Origin of the sequence: Streptococcus oralis, assembly GCF_002386345.1 — a bacterium.
In the GTDB taxonomy this organism is placed as follows: Bacteria; Bacillota; Bacilli; order Lactobacillales; family Streptococcaceae; genus Streptococcus; species Streptococcus oralis_S.
Genome location: NZ_CP023507.1, coordinates 1,580,817 through 1,595,836, shown reverse-complemented (window position 1 = coordinate 1,595,836; position 15,020 = coordinate 1,580,817). Strand labels below are relative to the sequence as shown.

Annotated in this window: 12 protein-coding genes; 9 read left to right on the top strand and 3 right to left on the bottom strand. The window is 41.5% G+C overall.

The genetic code is table 11. The features are described 5' to 3' along the window. Positions 1-60 precede the first annotated feature (60 nt). The 6 genes from CO686_RS07810 to CO686_RS07785 all read left to right on the top strand — a co-directional run bounded on the left by CO686_RS07810 (position 61) and on the right by CO686_RS07785 (position 5,961). Positions 61-1,761, top strand: coding sequence for an acetolactate synthase large subunit (locus tag CO686_RS07810; RefSeq protein ID WP_049500149.1), 1,701 nt, complete (start codon positions 61-63; stop codon positions 1,759-1,761). Continuing rightward, positions 1,754-2,230, top strand: coding sequence for an acetolactate synthase small subunit (ilvN, locus tag CO686_RS07805; RefSeq protein WP_001253813.1), 477 nt, complete (start codon positions 1,754-1,756; stop codon positions 2,228-2,230). Before CO686_RS07810 ends, ilvN begins: the two co-directional genes overlap by 8 nt. A gap of 77 nt (positions 2,231-2,307) precedes the next feature. After that, a complete protein-coding gene (gene ilvC, locus CO686_RS07800; RefSeq protein WP_000290683.1) occupies positions 2,308-3,330 on the top strand; it encodes a ketol-acid reductoisomerase in 1,023 nt (340 codons plus the stop codon). A gap of 79 nt (positions 3,331-3,409) precedes the next feature. Continuing rightward, positions 3,410-4,660, top strand: a complete 1,251-nt coding sequence (ilvA, locus tag CO686_RS07795; protein ID WP_000947300.1) for a threonine ammonia-lyase IlvA — start codon at positions 3,410-3,412, stop codon at positions 4,658-4,660. 82 nt (positions 4,661-4,742) lie between these two features. Next, the gene (locus tag CO686_RS07790; RefSeq protein WP_049500151.1) at positions 4,743-5,639 is read left to right on the top strand and encodes an SPFH domain-containing protein; all 897 of its coding nucleotides are present in this window, start codon (positions 4,743-4,745) and stop codon (positions 5,637-5,639) included. 106 nt (positions 5,640-5,745) lie between these two features. Further along, positions 5,746-5,961 (top strand): capsule biosynthesis transcriptional regulator, encoded by a 216-nt coding sequence (locus tag CO686_RS07785; RefSeq protein ID WP_001130031.1) that lies wholly within the window; start codon positions 5,746-5,748, stop codon positions 5,959-5,961. Positions 5,962-6,053: 92 nt separating this feature from the next. On the opposite strand, the gene CO686_RS07780 is transcribed toward CO686_RS07785, so the two are convergent. Both CO686_RS07780 and CO686_RS07775 read right to left on the bottom strand, forming a co-directional pair. Continuing rightward, complete coding sequence (locus CO686_RS07780; RefSeq protein WP_000189490.1) at positions 6,054-6,794, bottom strand: amino acid ABC transporter ATP-binding protein; 741 nt, start codon at positions 6,792-6,794, stop codon at positions 6,054-6,056. Beyond that, entirely contained in the window at positions 6,791-8,356 is a 1,566-nt protein-coding gene (locus CO686_RS07775) for an ABC transporter substrate-binding protein/permease (RefSeq protein ID WP_049500153.1), read from the bottom strand. Before CO686_RS07775 ends, CO686_RS07780 begins: the two co-directional genes overlap by 4 nt. Positions 8,357-8,485: 129 nt before the next feature. Here CO686_RS07775 and CO686_RS07770 point away from each other — a divergent pair, with 129 nt between their 5' ends. Further along, entirely contained in the window at positions 8,486-10,381 is a 1,896-nt protein-coding gene (locus CO686_RS07770; RefSeq protein WP_049550493.1) for a DUF2207 domain-containing protein, read from the top strand. A 59-nt stretch (positions 10,382-10,440) separates the two neighbouring features. Continuing rightward, positions 10,441-11,286 (top strand): undecaprenyl-diphosphate phosphatase, encoded by an 846-nt coding sequence (locus tag CO686_RS07765; RefSeq protein WP_061407999.1) that lies wholly within the window; start codon positions 10,441-10,443, stop codon positions 11,284-11,286. Positions 11,287-11,320: 34 nt separating this feature from the next. Here CO686_RS07765 and dinB read toward each other — a convergent pair whose 3' ends face one another. Next, the gene (gene dinB, locus CO686_RS07760) at positions 11,321-12,382 is read right to left on the bottom strand and encodes a DNA polymerase IV (RefSeq protein WP_049519458.1); all 1,062 of its coding nucleotides are present in this window, start codon (positions 12,380-12,382) and stop codon (positions 11,321-11,323) included. 236 nt (positions 12,383-12,618) lie between these two features. On the opposite strand from dinB, the gene pflB reads away from it, so the two are divergent. Then, entirely contained in the window at positions 12,619-14,934 is a 2,316-nt protein-coding gene (gene pflB / locus CO686_RS07755) for a formate C-acetyltransferase (protein ID WP_000260621.1), read from the top strand. Positions 14,935-15,020: the final 86 nt, after the last annotated feature.

Sequence of the window (15,020 nt, the reverse complement as noted above, 5' to 3'; positions counted from 1 at the left end):
TTTTGAAAAAATGGTATGATAGTAACAAGCTATTTTTTTAAGAGAAGAGAAAGGGGAATAATGGAGAAAATCAGTTTAGAATCTCCTAAGACGGGGTCGGACCTAGTTTTGGAAACACTTCGGGACTTAGGGATTGATACTATTTTTGGTTATCCTGGTGGTGCGGTCTTACCTTTGTATGATGCGATATATAATTTTAAAGGTATTCGCCACATCTTGGGACGCCATGAGCAAGGCTGTTTGCACGAAGCTGAAGGATATGCCAAATCAACTGGAAAGTTGGGCGTTGCCGTCGTCACGAGTGGCCCGGGAGCAACAAATGCCATTACAGGGATTGCAGATGCCATGAGCGATAGCGTTCCCCTTTTGGTCTTTACAGGTCAGGTTGCGCGAGCTGGGATAGGAAAGGATGCCTTTCAGGAGGCAGACATTGTGGGGATTACCATGCCCATTACCAAGTACAATTACCAAGTTCGTGAGACAGCAGATATTCCTCGTATTATTACGGAAGCTGTCCATATCGCAACGACAGGTCGTCCAGGTCCAGTTGTGATTGACTTGCCAAAGGATGTATCAGCCCTAGAGACAGATTTCATCTATTCGCCGGAGGTGAATTTACCAAGTTACCAACCGACACTTGATCCAAATGACATGCAAATCAAGAAAATCTTGAAGCAATTGTCAAAAGCCAAGAAACCTGTTTTGTTAGCAGGGGGCGGTATTAGCTATGCAGAAGCTTCTAAGGAGCTTAATGAATTTGCTGAACGTTACCAAATTCCAGTAGTCACTAGTCTTTTGGGGCAAGGAACCATTGCAACGAGTCATCCGCTCTTCCTAGGGATGGGAGGCATGCACGGTTCTTTCGCAGCCAATATTGCAATGACGGAAGCGGACTTTATGATTAGTATTGGTTGCCGTTTCGATGACCGCTTGACTGGGAACCCTAAGACCTTCGCGAAGAATGCTAAGGTTGCCCATATCGATATAGATCCAGCTGAGATTGGTAAGATTATCAGTGCAGATATTCCAGTGGTTGGGGACGCTAAGAAAGCCTTGCAGATGCTCCTAGCAGAACCAACTGTCCATAACAATACTGAAAAGTGGATTGACAAAGTTACCAAGGACAAGAACCGCGTTCGTTCTTATGATAAGAAAGAACGTGTGGTTCAACCTCAGGCCGTTATTGAACGCATCGGTGAGTTGACGAATGGAGATGCCATTGTTGTCACAGATGTAGGGCAACACCAAATGTGGACAGCTCAGTATTATCCTTACCAAAATGAGCGTCAGTTAGTCACTTCAGGTGGTTTGGGTACCATGGGATTCGGAGTTCCTGCAGCTATTGGAGCCAAGATTGCCAATCCAGAAAAAGAAGTCATCCTTTTTGTCGGTGATGGTGGTTTCCAAATGACCAACCAAGAGCTAGCGATTCTAAACATCTACAAGGTGCCGATTAAGGTTGTCATGTTGAATAACCACTCACTAGGAATGGTTCGTCAGTGGCAGGAATCCTTCTATGAGGGTAGAACTTCCGAGTCAGTCTTTGATACACTTCCTGACTTCCAGCTGATGGCACAGGCTTATGGCATCAAAAACTATAAATTTGATAATCCAGAGACGATAGAGAAGGATCTAGAAGTCATTCTGGAGGATGTGCCCATGTTTATCGAGGTGGATATTTCTCGTAAGGAACAGGTCTTACCGATGGTACCAGCTGGTAAGAGCAATCATGAGATGTTGGGGGTGAAGTTCCATGCGTAGAATGTTAACAGCTAGATTGCAAAACCGTTCAGGAGTTTTGAATCGTTTTACAGGTGTCCTTTCTCGTCGTCAAGTCAATATTGAGAGTATCTCAGTTGGTGCGACAGAGAATCCCAATGTATCTCGCATCACCATCATTATTGATGTAGCTTCACATGATGAAGTAGAGCAAATCATTAAACAACTCAATCGTCAGATTGATGTAATTCGCATTCGTGATATCACAGATAAACCACACTTGGAAAGAGAAGTGATCTTGGTAAAAGTATCTGCTCCTGCTGAGAAGCGTGCAGAAATCTTGGCCATTATCCAACCTTTCCGTGCAACGGTAGTAGATGTGGCTCCAAGCTCAATCACCATCCAGATGACGGGAAATGCTGAGAAGAGTGAAGCTTTATTACGAGTGATTCGACCATATGGTATTAAAAATATCGCTCGTACGGGTGCAACTGGATTTACCCGCGACTAATACTCTTAGTATAAAATCCAGCATAAATTTGTTAAACCAGCCTATAAGGCAATAAAAATAGAAAAGAGAGAAAAACTATGGCAGTTCAAATGGAATACGAAAAAGATGTTAAAGTAGCAGCGCTTGACGGTAAAAAAATCGCCGTAATCGGTTATGGTTCACAAGGACATGCGCATGCGCAAAACTTGCGTGATTCAGGTCGTGATGTCATCATCGGTGTGCGTCCAGGTAAATCTTTTGACAAAGCAAAAGAAGACGGATTTGACACTTACACAGTAGCAGAAGCAACTAAATTGGCTGACGTTATCATGATCTTGGCACCAGACGAAATCCAACAAGAATTGTACGAAGCAGAAATCGCTCCAAACTTGGAAGCTGGAAATGCAGTTGGATTTGCCCATGGTTTCAATATCCACTTTGAATTTATCAAAGTTCCTGCAGATGTAGATGTCTTCATGTGTGCTCCTAAAGGACCAGGACACTTGGTACGTCGTACTTATGAAGAAGGATTTGGTGTGCCAGCTCTTTACGCAGTTTACCAAGATGCAACTGGAAATGCGAAAAACATTGCTATGGACTGGTGTAAAGGTGTTGGGGCTGCTCGTGTTGGTTTGCTTGAAACAACTTACAAAGAAGAAACTGAAGAAGATTTGTTTGGTGAACAAGCCGTACTTTGTGGTGGTTTGACTGCCCTTATCGAAGCAGGTTTTGAAGTCTTGACAGAAGCAGGCTATGCCCCAGAATTGGCTTACTTTGAAGTTCTTCATGAAATGAAATTGATCGTTGACTTGATCTATGAAGGTGGATTCAAGAAAATGCGTCAATCTATTTCAAACACTGCTGAATACGGTGACTATGTATCAGGTCCACGTGTGATTACTGAGCAAGTGAAAGAAAACATGAAAGCTGTTTTGGCAGATATCCAAAATGGTAAATTTGCAAATGACTTTGTGAATGACTACAAGGCTGGTCGTCCAAAATTAACTGCTTACCGTGAACAAGCAGCTAACCTTGAAATCGAAAAAGTTGGTGCAGAATTGCGTAAAGCAATGCCTTTCGTTGGTAAAAACGACGACGACGCATTCAAAATCTACAATTAATTCTTGTAAAGAGAGACAGAAGGCGAGTTGGGGGTACCTAACTCGTTTTTTATCTTGAACAGTATTTGAGGAGGAGACAATGCTAAGTGCAAAAGATGTGGTGAAAGCCCACAAAGTTTTGAGTGGTGTAGTAGTTGATACACCACTAGAATATGATCATTATTTATCAGAAAAATACCAAGCAAAGATTTATCTCAAAAAGGAGAATGCGCAACGAGTTCGCTCTTTTAAAATTCGTGGAGCCTATTATGCCATTTCTCAACTATCAAAAGAAGAACGCGAGCGTGGTGTAGTCTGTGCCTCTGCGGGAAATCATGCCCAAGGTGTCGCCTATACTTGTAATGAGATGAAGATTCCTGCAACGATCTTTATGCCCATCACAACACCGCAACAAAAGATTGGGCAAGTTCGCTTTTTCGGTGGAGAGTTCGTGACAATCAAGTTGGTTGGGGATACCTTTGATGCTTCTGCTAAGGCAGCGCAAGAATTTACATTAACAGAAAACCGGACCTTCATCGATCCTTTTGATGATGCGCATGTTCAGGCTGGTCAAGGGACTGTAGCCTATGAGATTCTTGAAGAAGCCCGTAAAGAGTCTATTGATTTTGATACAGTACTTGTACCAGTAGGTGGTGGTGGATTGATTGCCGGTGTTTCTACTTATATTAAGGAAACCAACCCGACTATCGAAGTGATTGGAGTAGAAGCCAATGGAGCTCGCTCTATGAAAGCTGCCTTTGAAGCTGGGGGACCAGTTAAACTCAAAGAAATTGATAAGTTTGCTGATGGGATAGCTGTGCAGAAGGTTGGACAATTAACCTATGAAGCGACCCGTAAGAATGTTGAAACGCTGATTGGGGTGGACGAGGGATTGATTTCTGAAACCTTGATTGATCTTTATTCCAAACAAGGTATTGTAGCGGAACCAGCCGGAGCTGCCAGCGTTGCAGCCTTGGAAGTTTTATCAGACTATATCAAAGGCAAGACGATTTGTTGTATCATTTCTGGAGGAAATAACGATATCAACCGCATGCCAGAGATGGAAGAACGTGCCTTGATTTACGATGGAATCAAGCATTACTTTGTAGTGAATTTCCCACAACGTCCAGGAGCTCTACGAGAGTTTGTAAATGACATTTTGGGGCCAAATGATGACATCACTCGTTTTGAATATATCAAACGAGCAAGCAAGGGGACAGGCCCTGTCTTGATTGGGGTAGCCCTTGCCAATAAACATGATTATGCTGGATTGATTCATCGGATGGAAAAATTTGACCCATCTTATATTAATTTGAATGGCAACGAAACGTTGTACAATATGCTAGTTTAAGCTAAAATAAAATTATTATCATATTATTTGCGTAATGGTAATGATGGTGCTATAATGAGGGTGACGAAAGGGGGAGATTCCCATGTTTTTACAAATTTTACTTGTTTTATTGTTTTTAGTGGTGATTGCATCAGTGATCATGGTTAGTTCTGTGTATGTGGTTCGACAACAATCTGTCGCTATCATAGAACGTTTTGGGAAATACCAAAAGTTGAGCAATAGTGGTATTCATTTACGAGCTCCTTTTGGAATTGATAGGATTGCGGCAAGAGTTCAACTACGCTTGTTGCAAAGTGAGATTGTTGTAGAGACAAAGACGCAAGATAATGTATTTGTAACGATGAATGTGGCAACTCAGTATCGAGTAAATGAAAACAATGTCACAGATGCCTATTATAAATTGATGCGTCCAGAAGCCCAGATTAAATCCTATATTGAAGATGCTTTGCGTTCATCTGTACCAAAGCTAACCCTAGATGAGTTGTTTGAGAAGAAGGATGAAATCGCCTTAGAAGTTCAAAAACAAGTGGCTGAAGAAATGTCTACGTATGGGTATATCATTGTCAAAACGCTGATTACTAAGGTTGAACCTGATGCTGAAGTAAAACAATCAATGAATGAAATTAACGCGGCTCAACGTAAGAGAGTTGCGGCGCAAGAGCTTGCTGAAGCAGATAAGATTAAAATCGTGACCGCAGCAGAAGCAGAAGCAGAAAAAGATCGCCTACATGGTGTAGGGATTGCAGAGCAGCGTAAAGCAATTGTTGACGGACTAGCTGATTCTATCCAAGAGTTAAAAGGAGCCAATGTTGAGCTGACTGAAGAACAAATCATGTCTATCCTATTAACGAACCAGTATTTAGATACGTTGAATAATTTTGCAGATAAAGATGGTAATAATACAATCTTCCTGCCAGCAAATCCTAATGGAGTTGAGGATATAAGAACTCATATATTATCGGCTTTAAAAGCTAAATAAAAATATGCAGAATAATATAGTTACGATGAATATATGTTTTTTTATTGACAAACGAAATAAAAACGTATACAATTAAGTATTGTAAAGAATAATTTAGGAGAAGAACATGGCTAAGTCGAACTTTGAAAAAGTAGAAGCAGTTGTTGGCTGGGTTCGTGATAAGAAAATCACAGGCTACCGTATCTCTAAAGAAACGAATGCGCGTGAAATGTCTATCATTGCTCTAGCACAAGGACGCGCAAAAGTTAAAAATATTTCATTTGAAACAGCTCTTGGTTTAATCGATTTCTATGAAAAAAATCATGAAAAATTTGAAGATTAAACTGTGGTCACAGGCAGATTCCTGAGTCGAGTCTGCCTTTTCTTTACAATTACAAATTAAAAAGACTGCATTCTTTATGCAGTCTTTGTTTATTAGCTGAGATAACGTTGAAGAAATTCTTTTGTTCGTTCTTCTTTAGGGTTCGTGAAGAGTTCTTCTGGTTTGCCTTCTTCAGCAATGACGCCCTTATCCATAAAGATGACACGGTGAGAAACATCGCGAGCGAACTCCATTTCGTGGGTTACAACGATCATGGTCAAGCCCTCTTGAGCCAAATCCTGCATAATTTTGAGGACTTCTCCGACCATTTCAGGGTCGAGGGCAGATGTTGGTTCGTCGAAGAGAATGGCGTCAGGATTCATGGAGAGTGCGCGGGCGATAGCCACGCGTTGTTTTTGTCCCCCTGAGAGTTGTTTGGGCTTGGCTTGCCAGTAACGTTCTCCCATACCGACTTTTTCGAGATTCTCTTTGGCAATTTTTTCAGCTTCAGAGTGGTCGCGTTTAAGGACAGTCGTCTGAGCGACGATTGTATTTTCAAGGACATTCAGATTTTCAAAGAGATTGAAAGATTGGAAAACCATACCGAGTTTTTCACGATAATGGGTGAGGTTATAGCCTTTTTCTAAGACATTTTCTCCTCGATAGAGAATCTCTCCCTCTGTAGGTGTTTCGAGTAAATTAATTGAACGAAGGAAGGTTGATTTTCCGCTTCCTGAGCTCCCGATGATGGAAATAACCTCTCCTTTATGGACGGTGAGGGAAATGTCTTTTAACACTTCGTTTTGCCCATAGGATTTTTTGAGGTGTTTGATTTCAAGGATTGCTTGTGTCATTTTTTCAAATCCTCCGTTTGCATTTGGTTAGCACCTGTAGTGTAAGTATCCATGTCCATGCGACGTTCGATAAAGCGTAGGATACGGGTCACAGTGAAGGTGAGGACAAAGTAAATCACGGCGATGATGGTAAAGGTCTGGAAGTATTGATAGGTTTGTGTTGCTACAGTATTTCCTGAGAAATAAAGCTCAACAACAGAAATAACGTTCAATACGGAGGTATCTTTGATGTTGATGACAAACTCATTACCAGTAGCAGGTAGAATATTGCGGACAACCTGAGGTAGGACAATCTTACGCATGGTTTGATTATGGGTCATACCAAGAGCAGTTGCAGCTTCAAACTGTCCTTTGTCAACTGCTAGGATACCACCACGGACGATCTCTGTCATGTAGGCACCCGTATTGATTGAGACGATGAAGATAGCAGCTAGTGTGCGGTCAAGATTGATACCGAAAGCTTGGGCAGTTCCATAGTAGATAACCATGGATTGAACAATCATTGGTGTACCACGGAAGATCTCGATATAGACATTAAGGATCCAGCCAAGTAGCTTTTGCAAGCCATAGATTGCCTTGTTCTCAGATAGTGGAGCGGTACGGAAGACCCCAATCGCAAGTCCGATAAGGAGACCTGTGATGGTTCCGATAATGGAGATTAAGAGTGTGATACCAGCACCACGCAAGAGTTGTTGCCAGTTTTCAGAAAGTATCTTAGCGACTTGGCTAAAGAAACTACTTTCTTCCTCTGTTGTTGTAGACTCCACAGGTTGCTCTTTGATCATACGATCCATGAGGGCTACTTGTTCATCCTTAGAGATGGTTTCGATGCTAGCATTGATTTGGCTGATGCGGCTGTCATCTTTACGAAGTCCAATGGCAATAGCTGTATCTTCTTCGCCAGTTTTGAAACCTGGTTGAGGTTGGATCATTTTGAACTTAGCGTTAGCAGACTCAGCGGTCATTGCTTCAGGTCGTTCAGAAACATAGGCATCAATAACACCAGCCTCCAGAGCTTGACGCATTTGGGCGAAGTCACCCATAGCTGTTTCTTTTTTGGCATCTGGAATTTGGGAAATCAGGTCATAAAGATAAACACCTTGTTGAGACGTGATTTTTGCCCCACTAAAGTCCTCTAAAGATTTGGCATTTGCATAGGCAGAGTCCTTTTTTACCAATAGAACCGGTTCGCTAGTATAGTAACTGCTTGAAAAAGCAATTTCTTGTTTGCGTTCAGCGGTTGGGCTCATACCGGCAATGATCATATCGATTTTGCCAGAAGTAAGGGCTGGAACAAGTCCTTCCCATTTGGTTTTCACAACCAAAGGTTCCTTACCAAGGTCTTTGGCAATCTTTTTAGCAATTTGAACATCGTAGCCGTTGGCATATTGGTTGGTACCGTCGATTTTGACGGCGCCGTTACTATCGTCGTCTTGGGTCCAGTTGAAGGGAGCGTAAGCTGCCTCCATCCCGATGCGTAAATATTCGTCGGCTTGGACTTGGCTAACTAGTCCTAAGGTAAGGGCTAGGCTAGCAAGGATAGATAAGCATAATTTTTTCATGTTTTCTCCTATTTCTAGTCTAAAAATGACTCTCTCTATTGTATCTAAAAATAGTGAGATTTTCAATACAAGTAAGCCTTTACTTATAAAAAATGATATAATGGTAAAAAGATTGAAAGGGAACCGATTATGAAAAAAAGATGGCTGTTGGCTTTGGTATTTGCTTATTTATTATTTATACCGAGTCTGGTTTTTGCAGTAGACTTTGATATCTTATCCTATCAGGGTGATTTGAATATTCATGCAGATAATACTGCAATTTTTAAGGAAACAATTACCTACCGCTTTGGAGATGATTATAATGGTCAGTTAGTTGGACTCGGGAAAGCTGGGAAAATGCCGGAAGGATTTGACATTGATCCCGATCCGACCGTTCAGGTTTCTAAAAATGGAAGAATTGTTCAAAATGCTTCCTTCTATACTATGGAGGAAGAGGACGGCTACAAGGTAAAAATTTACAATGCTGGCTATGCTGGAGATACTGTTCGGGTAACGGTTACCTGGAAACTAACCAACCTTCTCTTCTTATATAAGGATATCGCAGAGCTAAATTGGCAACCCTTGACCGATAGTACTGGAGACATCAAAGAGATTGAGTTTAAAGTTAGCTCTGATACCCCAGCAGAGAAACTCTATTTTCATGCAGGTCAACTCCTAAGGGACTCTAGTGTTGAAAAAGTAAATAATCTCTATCATGTCAAAATGAAAGACCTTCCTAGAAAGCGACAGATCGAATTACACGCATACTGGCTGAGAAGTGCTTTTGCAGGAGCTCCAGATCAAGGATTAGAGGAAGAACGTTTAACCGATTTTAACCGGATTGAAAGCAATATAGCGACAGAAAAAGCGCAAAGTGAGATAATGATGAAATGGGTGTTCCCCGTCATTTTTATGAGCCTCTTACTTTTAGTTCCTCTCTTCTATAGGATGTTTCGTCAGAGTACAAGCATTAAAAAGGTCTTTCCAAAAGATCATCGACTCTACGAACCACCGATGGATTTGCCTCCGATGGTTTTAGCAGAAGCAGTGTATTCAACCTCCTTAGAGGAAGTCAATCCCCTAAACAAATCAGGGTTTGGTAAATTTACTTTTGAACGTTTGATTCAGGCAACCTTGTTGGATTTAGTAGATCGAGGCCATTTATCTATTTTCCAAGGGGATGAGGAACCTTATGTGCGCATTATCAGTGAAAAGGGTTTGTCCAATTTTGAGAAGGAATGCCTGCGCATGACTTTGTCAAATAAGAAAGAATTGGCTATTTCAGAGCTCTTCCCTGATTACCAAGTTTCATCTTCCCTTTACCGTGGTGCCAAAGAGTCAGATGAAAAACATATCCGAGAAACAGGCTCGCGTCTCAAACGCTCCTTTGAAGGAAGACTTCAACGCATTCAGTCTTGTGTCAAGGATAAGGTCCATGTACTTCGTATCCCAAGCTACTATCGTCCCTTGACAAGTGAGGAACGTCGCCTTGCTCTCGGGATGCGGGTCTGTTCAGCCATAACAGCTCTAGGTGGACTGCTATTCTTTTACTATAGCTGGCAAACACATGGTTTCTTTTCGATCCCATTTCTACTCTTAGGATTGACAGGATTAGGGACTAGTTTCTGGGTTTACCTTGCCACGCGAGGAGCCTATCGCGATGGAGTTCTAACAGAGGAAGGAGCGGAGATCTTCTATCTCTGGACGAGTTTTGAAAATATGCTTCGCGACATCGCTCATCTGGATCAGGCCGAGCTAGAGAGCATCGTCCTTTGGAACCGTCTATTGGTCTATGCGACTCTCTTTGGTTATGCCAAGAAGGTGAGCAAGTTAATGAAAGTTCGCCATATTCAGCTTGAAAATCCAGATTTGAATCTTTATGTAGCCTATGGTTGGCACTCACAGTTCTACACCTCAACTGCACAAATCAAGCAATATACAGCTGTCGCAAATACAGCTAGCAATTACTCTGTATCTTCTGGAAGTGGAAGTTCAGGTGGAGGATTCTCAGGAGGCGGAGGCGGTGGTAGCATCGGCGCCTTCTAAAAAATCTATCGCAACATCTGAAATTATGCTATAATAGAGGACAGAAAAAGGAGTAATGTATGTATTTTATTGAAATTTTGAAGTCAATCTTTTTTGGGATTGTTGAAGGAATTACAGAATGGTTGCCCATTTCAAGTACTGGCCACTTGATCTTGGTTGAAGAATTTGTACAATACAAGGACCAAAATGAAGCCTTCATGTCCATGTTTAATGTTGTCATTCAGCTTGGTGCCATTTTAGCAGTTATGGTCATTTACTTTAATAAGCTTAATCCCTTCAAACCTGGTAAAACTAAGGTCGAAGTTCGTAGAACTTGGCAATTGTGGTCAAAAGTCTTGGTTGCGACCTTGCCTTTGCTATTGGTTTTTAAATTAGATGATTGGTTTGATGCCAACTTCCATAACATGGTTTCAGTTGCAATCATGTTGATTATCTATGGGGTTGCCTTTATCTACCTTGAAAAACGAAATAAGGCGCAAGCCATTGAACCAACAGTAACAGAGCTTGACAAGTTGCCTTATAAAACAGCCCTTTACATTGGGCTCTTCCAAGTCCTCGCCCTCTTCCCGGGAACGAGCCGTTCAGGTGCGACTATCGTTGGTGGTTTGTTGAATGGAACAAGCCGCTCAGTCGTAACAGAGTTTACCTTCTATCTCGGAATTCCTGTTATGTTCGGAGCTAGTGCTTTAAAGATTTTCAAATTTATCAAAGCAGGTCAACTTTTGAGTTTTGGTCAACTATTCTTACTTCTTGTAGCCATGGGTGTTGCCTTTGGAGTCAGCATGGTTGCTATTCGTTTCTTGACCAGCTATGTGAAGAAACACGACTTTACACTCTTTGGTAAATACCGTATCGTACTCGGTAGTGTCTTGTTGCTCTATAGTTTTGTGCGTTTGTTTGTATAAGAAAAAAGCTTGAGGGAAGTTTCCTTCAAGCTTTTTAAAATCCTGTCACCGTAATTCCTAGTAAACGGATACCTTTTTCTTTTTCAGCTAGCTCTTCGTAGAGTTGAAGGGCGGTTTGAGAAATCTGACTAGCGTCCTGTGTAGCTTGTGGGAGGCTTTTTCGTCTAGTCAGAGTGGAGAAGTCAGCATATCGTATTTTGAGGATAATGATTTTTCCAGCTTTGTCCTGCTTGCTGAGATTGTGAGCTACCTTTTCGGAGAGAAGAGTCAGCTCTTTTTTAATGTCTTCTTCTACTTGTAGGATCTTTCCGTAGGTTTTTTCCTTGCCAATGGACTTACGAATGCGATCGGACTTGACCGGTGAGTTATGAATGCCCCTTGCCTTTCGATAAAGCTCATAACCGAGTCTGCCGAACCGATCGATTAAAGTGACTTCTGAGACATCCAATAAGTCTGCACCAGTATAAATGCCCATTTCATGAAGGCGTTCAACTGTTTTTTTGCCCACGCCATGAAATTTAGCAATGTCCATTTGTTTGAGGAAGTCTTGGGCTTGATCTGGGAGAATCACTGTCAAACCATGTGGTTTTTGATAGTCACTAGCCATTTTAGCTAAGAATTTGTTATAGGAAACACCTGCAGAAGCAGTCAGGTGTAGCTCCTGCCAGATATCTTGTTGGATGAGGCGGGCTATTTTGACTGCAGACTTGATACCGAGTTTATTTTCCGTCACATCTAAGTAGGCTTCGTCAATACTCATAGGTTCAATCAAATCAGTGTAGCGTTTAAAAATAGCTCGAATCTCAAGTCCTACAGTCTTATACTTTTCATAATTTCCTGAGATAAAGACAGCTTGGGGACAGCGCTCATAAGCTTCTTTAGAGCTCATGGCTGAATGAACACCAAAAGCCCGCGCCTCATAGCTACAGGTAGAAACGACACCTCGACCACCTGTTTGTCTAGGGTCGCTTCCGATAATGACAGGTTTGCCCTTTAACTTGGGATTATCTCTTATTTCCACCGCAGCAAAAAAGGCATCCATGTCGATATGGATGATTTTTCTGGACAAATCATTTATCAATGGAAATATGAGCATTTCAATCCCTTTCTAGTGTCATTTTCTATTCATTATACCTTTTTTTCTGAAAAAATGGAAAAGAGTAATCCTACTTTCAAAAATATAATACAGATTGTGCCTAAAATTAGACTGTATTAGAAAAGAAAGTAACAAAAAAGCCGGATTTCGCTTGTTGAAATCGGTTACTGTGTGGTATACTTGTCTCATGAATGTAACAGATGGCTGTTACTAGAAAGAAAAATGAGGACATTAACATGGTTGTTAAGACAGTTGTTGAAGCACAAGATATTTTTGATAAAGCTTGGGAAGGCTTCAAAGGCGTAGATTGGAAAGAAAAAGCAAGTATTTCTCGCTTCGTTCAAGCTAACTACACACCTTACGATGGAGATGAAAGTTTCCTTGCTGGACCAACAGAACGTTCACTTCACATCAAAAAAATCGTAGAAGAAACAAAAGCACACTACGAAGAAACTCGTTTCCCAATGGACACTCGTCCAACATCTATTGCTGATATTCCTGCTGGATTTATCGACAAAGAAAACGAAGTGATTTTTGGTATCCAAAACGATGAACTCTTCAAATTGAACTTCATGCCAAAAGGTGGTATCCGTATGGCTGAAACTACTTTGAAAGAAAATGGATACGAACCAGATCCAGCTGTTCACGAAATCTTCACTAAATACGTAACAACAGTTAACGACGGTATCTTCCGTGCCTATACTTCAAATATCCGTCGCGCTCGTCACGCTCACACTGTAACTGGTCTTCCAGATGCCTACTCACGTGGACGTATCATCGGTGTTTACGCACGTCTTGCTCTTTACGGTGCTGACTACTTGATGCAAGAAAAAGTAAACGACTGGAATGCGATTAAAGAAATCGATGAAGAAACAATCCGTCTTCGTGAAGAAGTAAACCTTCAATACCAAGCATTGCAACAAGTTGTTCGCTTGGGTGACCTTTACGGAGTTGATGTCCGCAAACCAGCGATGAACACGAAAGAAGCCATCCAATGGGTTAACATCGCCTTCATGGCTGTCTGCCGTGTTATTAACGGTGCTGCTACATCTCTAGGACGTGTGCCAATCGTATTGGACATCTTTGCAGAACGTGACCTTGCTCGCGGTACATTTACTGAATCAGAAATCCAAGAGTTTGTTGATGATTTCGTTATGAAACTTCGTACAGTTAAATTTGCTCGTACAAAAGCTTATGACCAATTGTACTCAGGTGACCCAACCTTCATCACAACTTCTATGGCTGGTATGGGTAACGACGGTCGTCACCGTGTTACTAAGATGGACTACCGTTTCTTGAACACTCTTGACAATATCGGTAACTCTCCAGAGCCAAACTTGACAGTTCTTTGGACTGACAAATTGCCATACAACTTCCGTCGCTACTGTATGCACATGAGCCACAAACACTCTTCTATCCAATACGAAGGTGTAACAACAATGGCTAAAGACGGATACGGAGAAATGAGCTGTATCTCATGCTGTGTGTCACCACTTGACCCAGAAAACGAAGATCAACGCCACAACATCCAGTACTTCGGTGCTCGTGTAAACGTTCTTAAAGCCCTTCTTACTGGTTTGAACGGTGGTTACGACGATGTTCACAAAGACTACAAAGTATTTGACATCGATCCTATCCGTGACGAAGTTCTTGAATTCGAATCAGTTAAAGCGAACTTTGAAAAATCTCTTGACTGGTTGACTGACACTTATGTAGATGCTTTGAACATCATCCACTACATGACTGACAAGTACAACTACGAAGCTGTTCAAATGGCCTTCTTGCCAACTAAACAACGCGCTAATATGGGATTCGGTATCTGTGGATTCGCTAATACAGTTGATACATTGTCAGCTATCAAGTACGCTACTGTTAAACCAATCCGTGATGAAAATGGCTACATCTACGATTACGAAACAATCGGTGAATACCCACGTTGGGGTGAAGATGACCCTCGTTCAAACGAATTGGCTGAATGGTTGATCGAAGCTTACACGACTCGTCTACGTAGCCACAAACTTTACAAAGACGCTGAAGCTACAGTATCACTCTTGACTATCACATCTAACGTTGCTTACTCTAAACAAACTGGTAACTCACCAGTCCACAAAGGTGTATACCTCAACGAAGATGGTTCTGTGAACTTGTCTAAACTTGAATTCTTCTCACCAGGTGCTAACCCATCTAACAAAGCTAAAGGTGGATGGTTGCAAAACTTGAACTCACTTGCTAGCCTTGACTTTGGTTACGCAGCTGATGGTATCTCATTGACAACTCAAGTTTCTCCACGTGCTCTTGGTAAGACTCGTGACGAACAAGTTGATAACTTGGTAACAATCCTTGATGGTTACTTTGAAAACGGTGGACAACACGTTAACTTGAACGTTATGGACTTGAACGATGTTTACGAAAAGATTATGTCAGGTGAAGACGTTATCGTACGTATCTCTGGATACTGTGTAAACACTAAATACCTCACTCCAGAACAAAAAACTGAATTGACACAACGTGTCTTCCACGAAGTTCTTTCAATGGATGACGCATTGAGCTAAGATTCAATTAGAATGAAAAGAAAGCTAGTCTATAGGACTGGCTTTTTTGTGTACTTACATTATCTATTCAAGACTTCAAAAAAATT

Excerpts from the sequence above, each read along its gene's own strand:
- pflB (WP_000260621.1), top strand. The coding sequence starts at position 12,619 with ATGGTTGTTAAGACAGTTGTTGAAGCACAAGATATTTTTGATAAAGCT.
- ilvN (WP_001253813.1), top strand. The coding sequence starts at position 1,754 with ATGCGTAGAATGTTAACAGCTAGATTGCAAAACCGTTCAGGAGTTTTG.
- CO686_RS07810 (WP_049500149.1), top strand. The coding sequence starts at position 61 with ATGGAGAAAATCAGTTTAGAATCTCCTAAGACGGGGTCGGACCTAGTT.
- ilvA (WP_000947300.1), top strand. The coding sequence starts at position 3,410 with ATGCTAAGTGCAAAAGATGTGGTGAAAGCCCACAAAGTTTTGAGTGGT.
- CO686_RS07790 (WP_049500151.1), top strand. The coding sequence starts at position 4,743 with ATGTTTTTACAAATTTTACTTGTTTTATTGTTTTTAGTGGTGATTGCA.
- CO686_RS07775 (WP_049500153.1), bottom strand. The coding sequence starts at position 8,356 with ATGAAAAAATTATGCTTATCTATCCTTGCTAGCCTAGCCCTTACCTTA.
- CO686_RS07770 (WP_049550493.1), top strand. The coding sequence starts at position 8,486 with ATGAAAAAAAGATGGCTGTTGGCTTTGGTATTTGCTTATTTATTATTT.
- ilvC (WP_000290683.1), top strand. The coding sequence starts at position 2,308 with ATGGCAGTTCAAATGGAATACGAAAAAGATGTTAAAGTAGCAGCGCTT.
- dinB (WP_049519458.1), bottom strand. The coding sequence starts at position 12,382 with ATGCTCATATTTCCATTGATAAATGATTTGTCCAGAAAAATCATCCAT.
- CO686_RS07765 (WP_061407999.1), top strand. The coding sequence starts at position 10,441 with ATGTATTTTATTGAAATTTTGAAGTCAATCTTTTTTGGGATTGTTGAA.
- CO686_RS07780 (WP_000189490.1), bottom strand. The coding sequence starts at position 6,794 with ATGACACAAGCAATCCTTGAAATCAAACACCTCAAAAAATCCTATGGG.
- CO686_RS07785 (WP_001130031.1), top strand. The coding sequence starts at position 5,746 with ATGGCTAAGTCGAACTTTGAAAAAGTAGAAGCAGTTGTTGGCTGGGTT.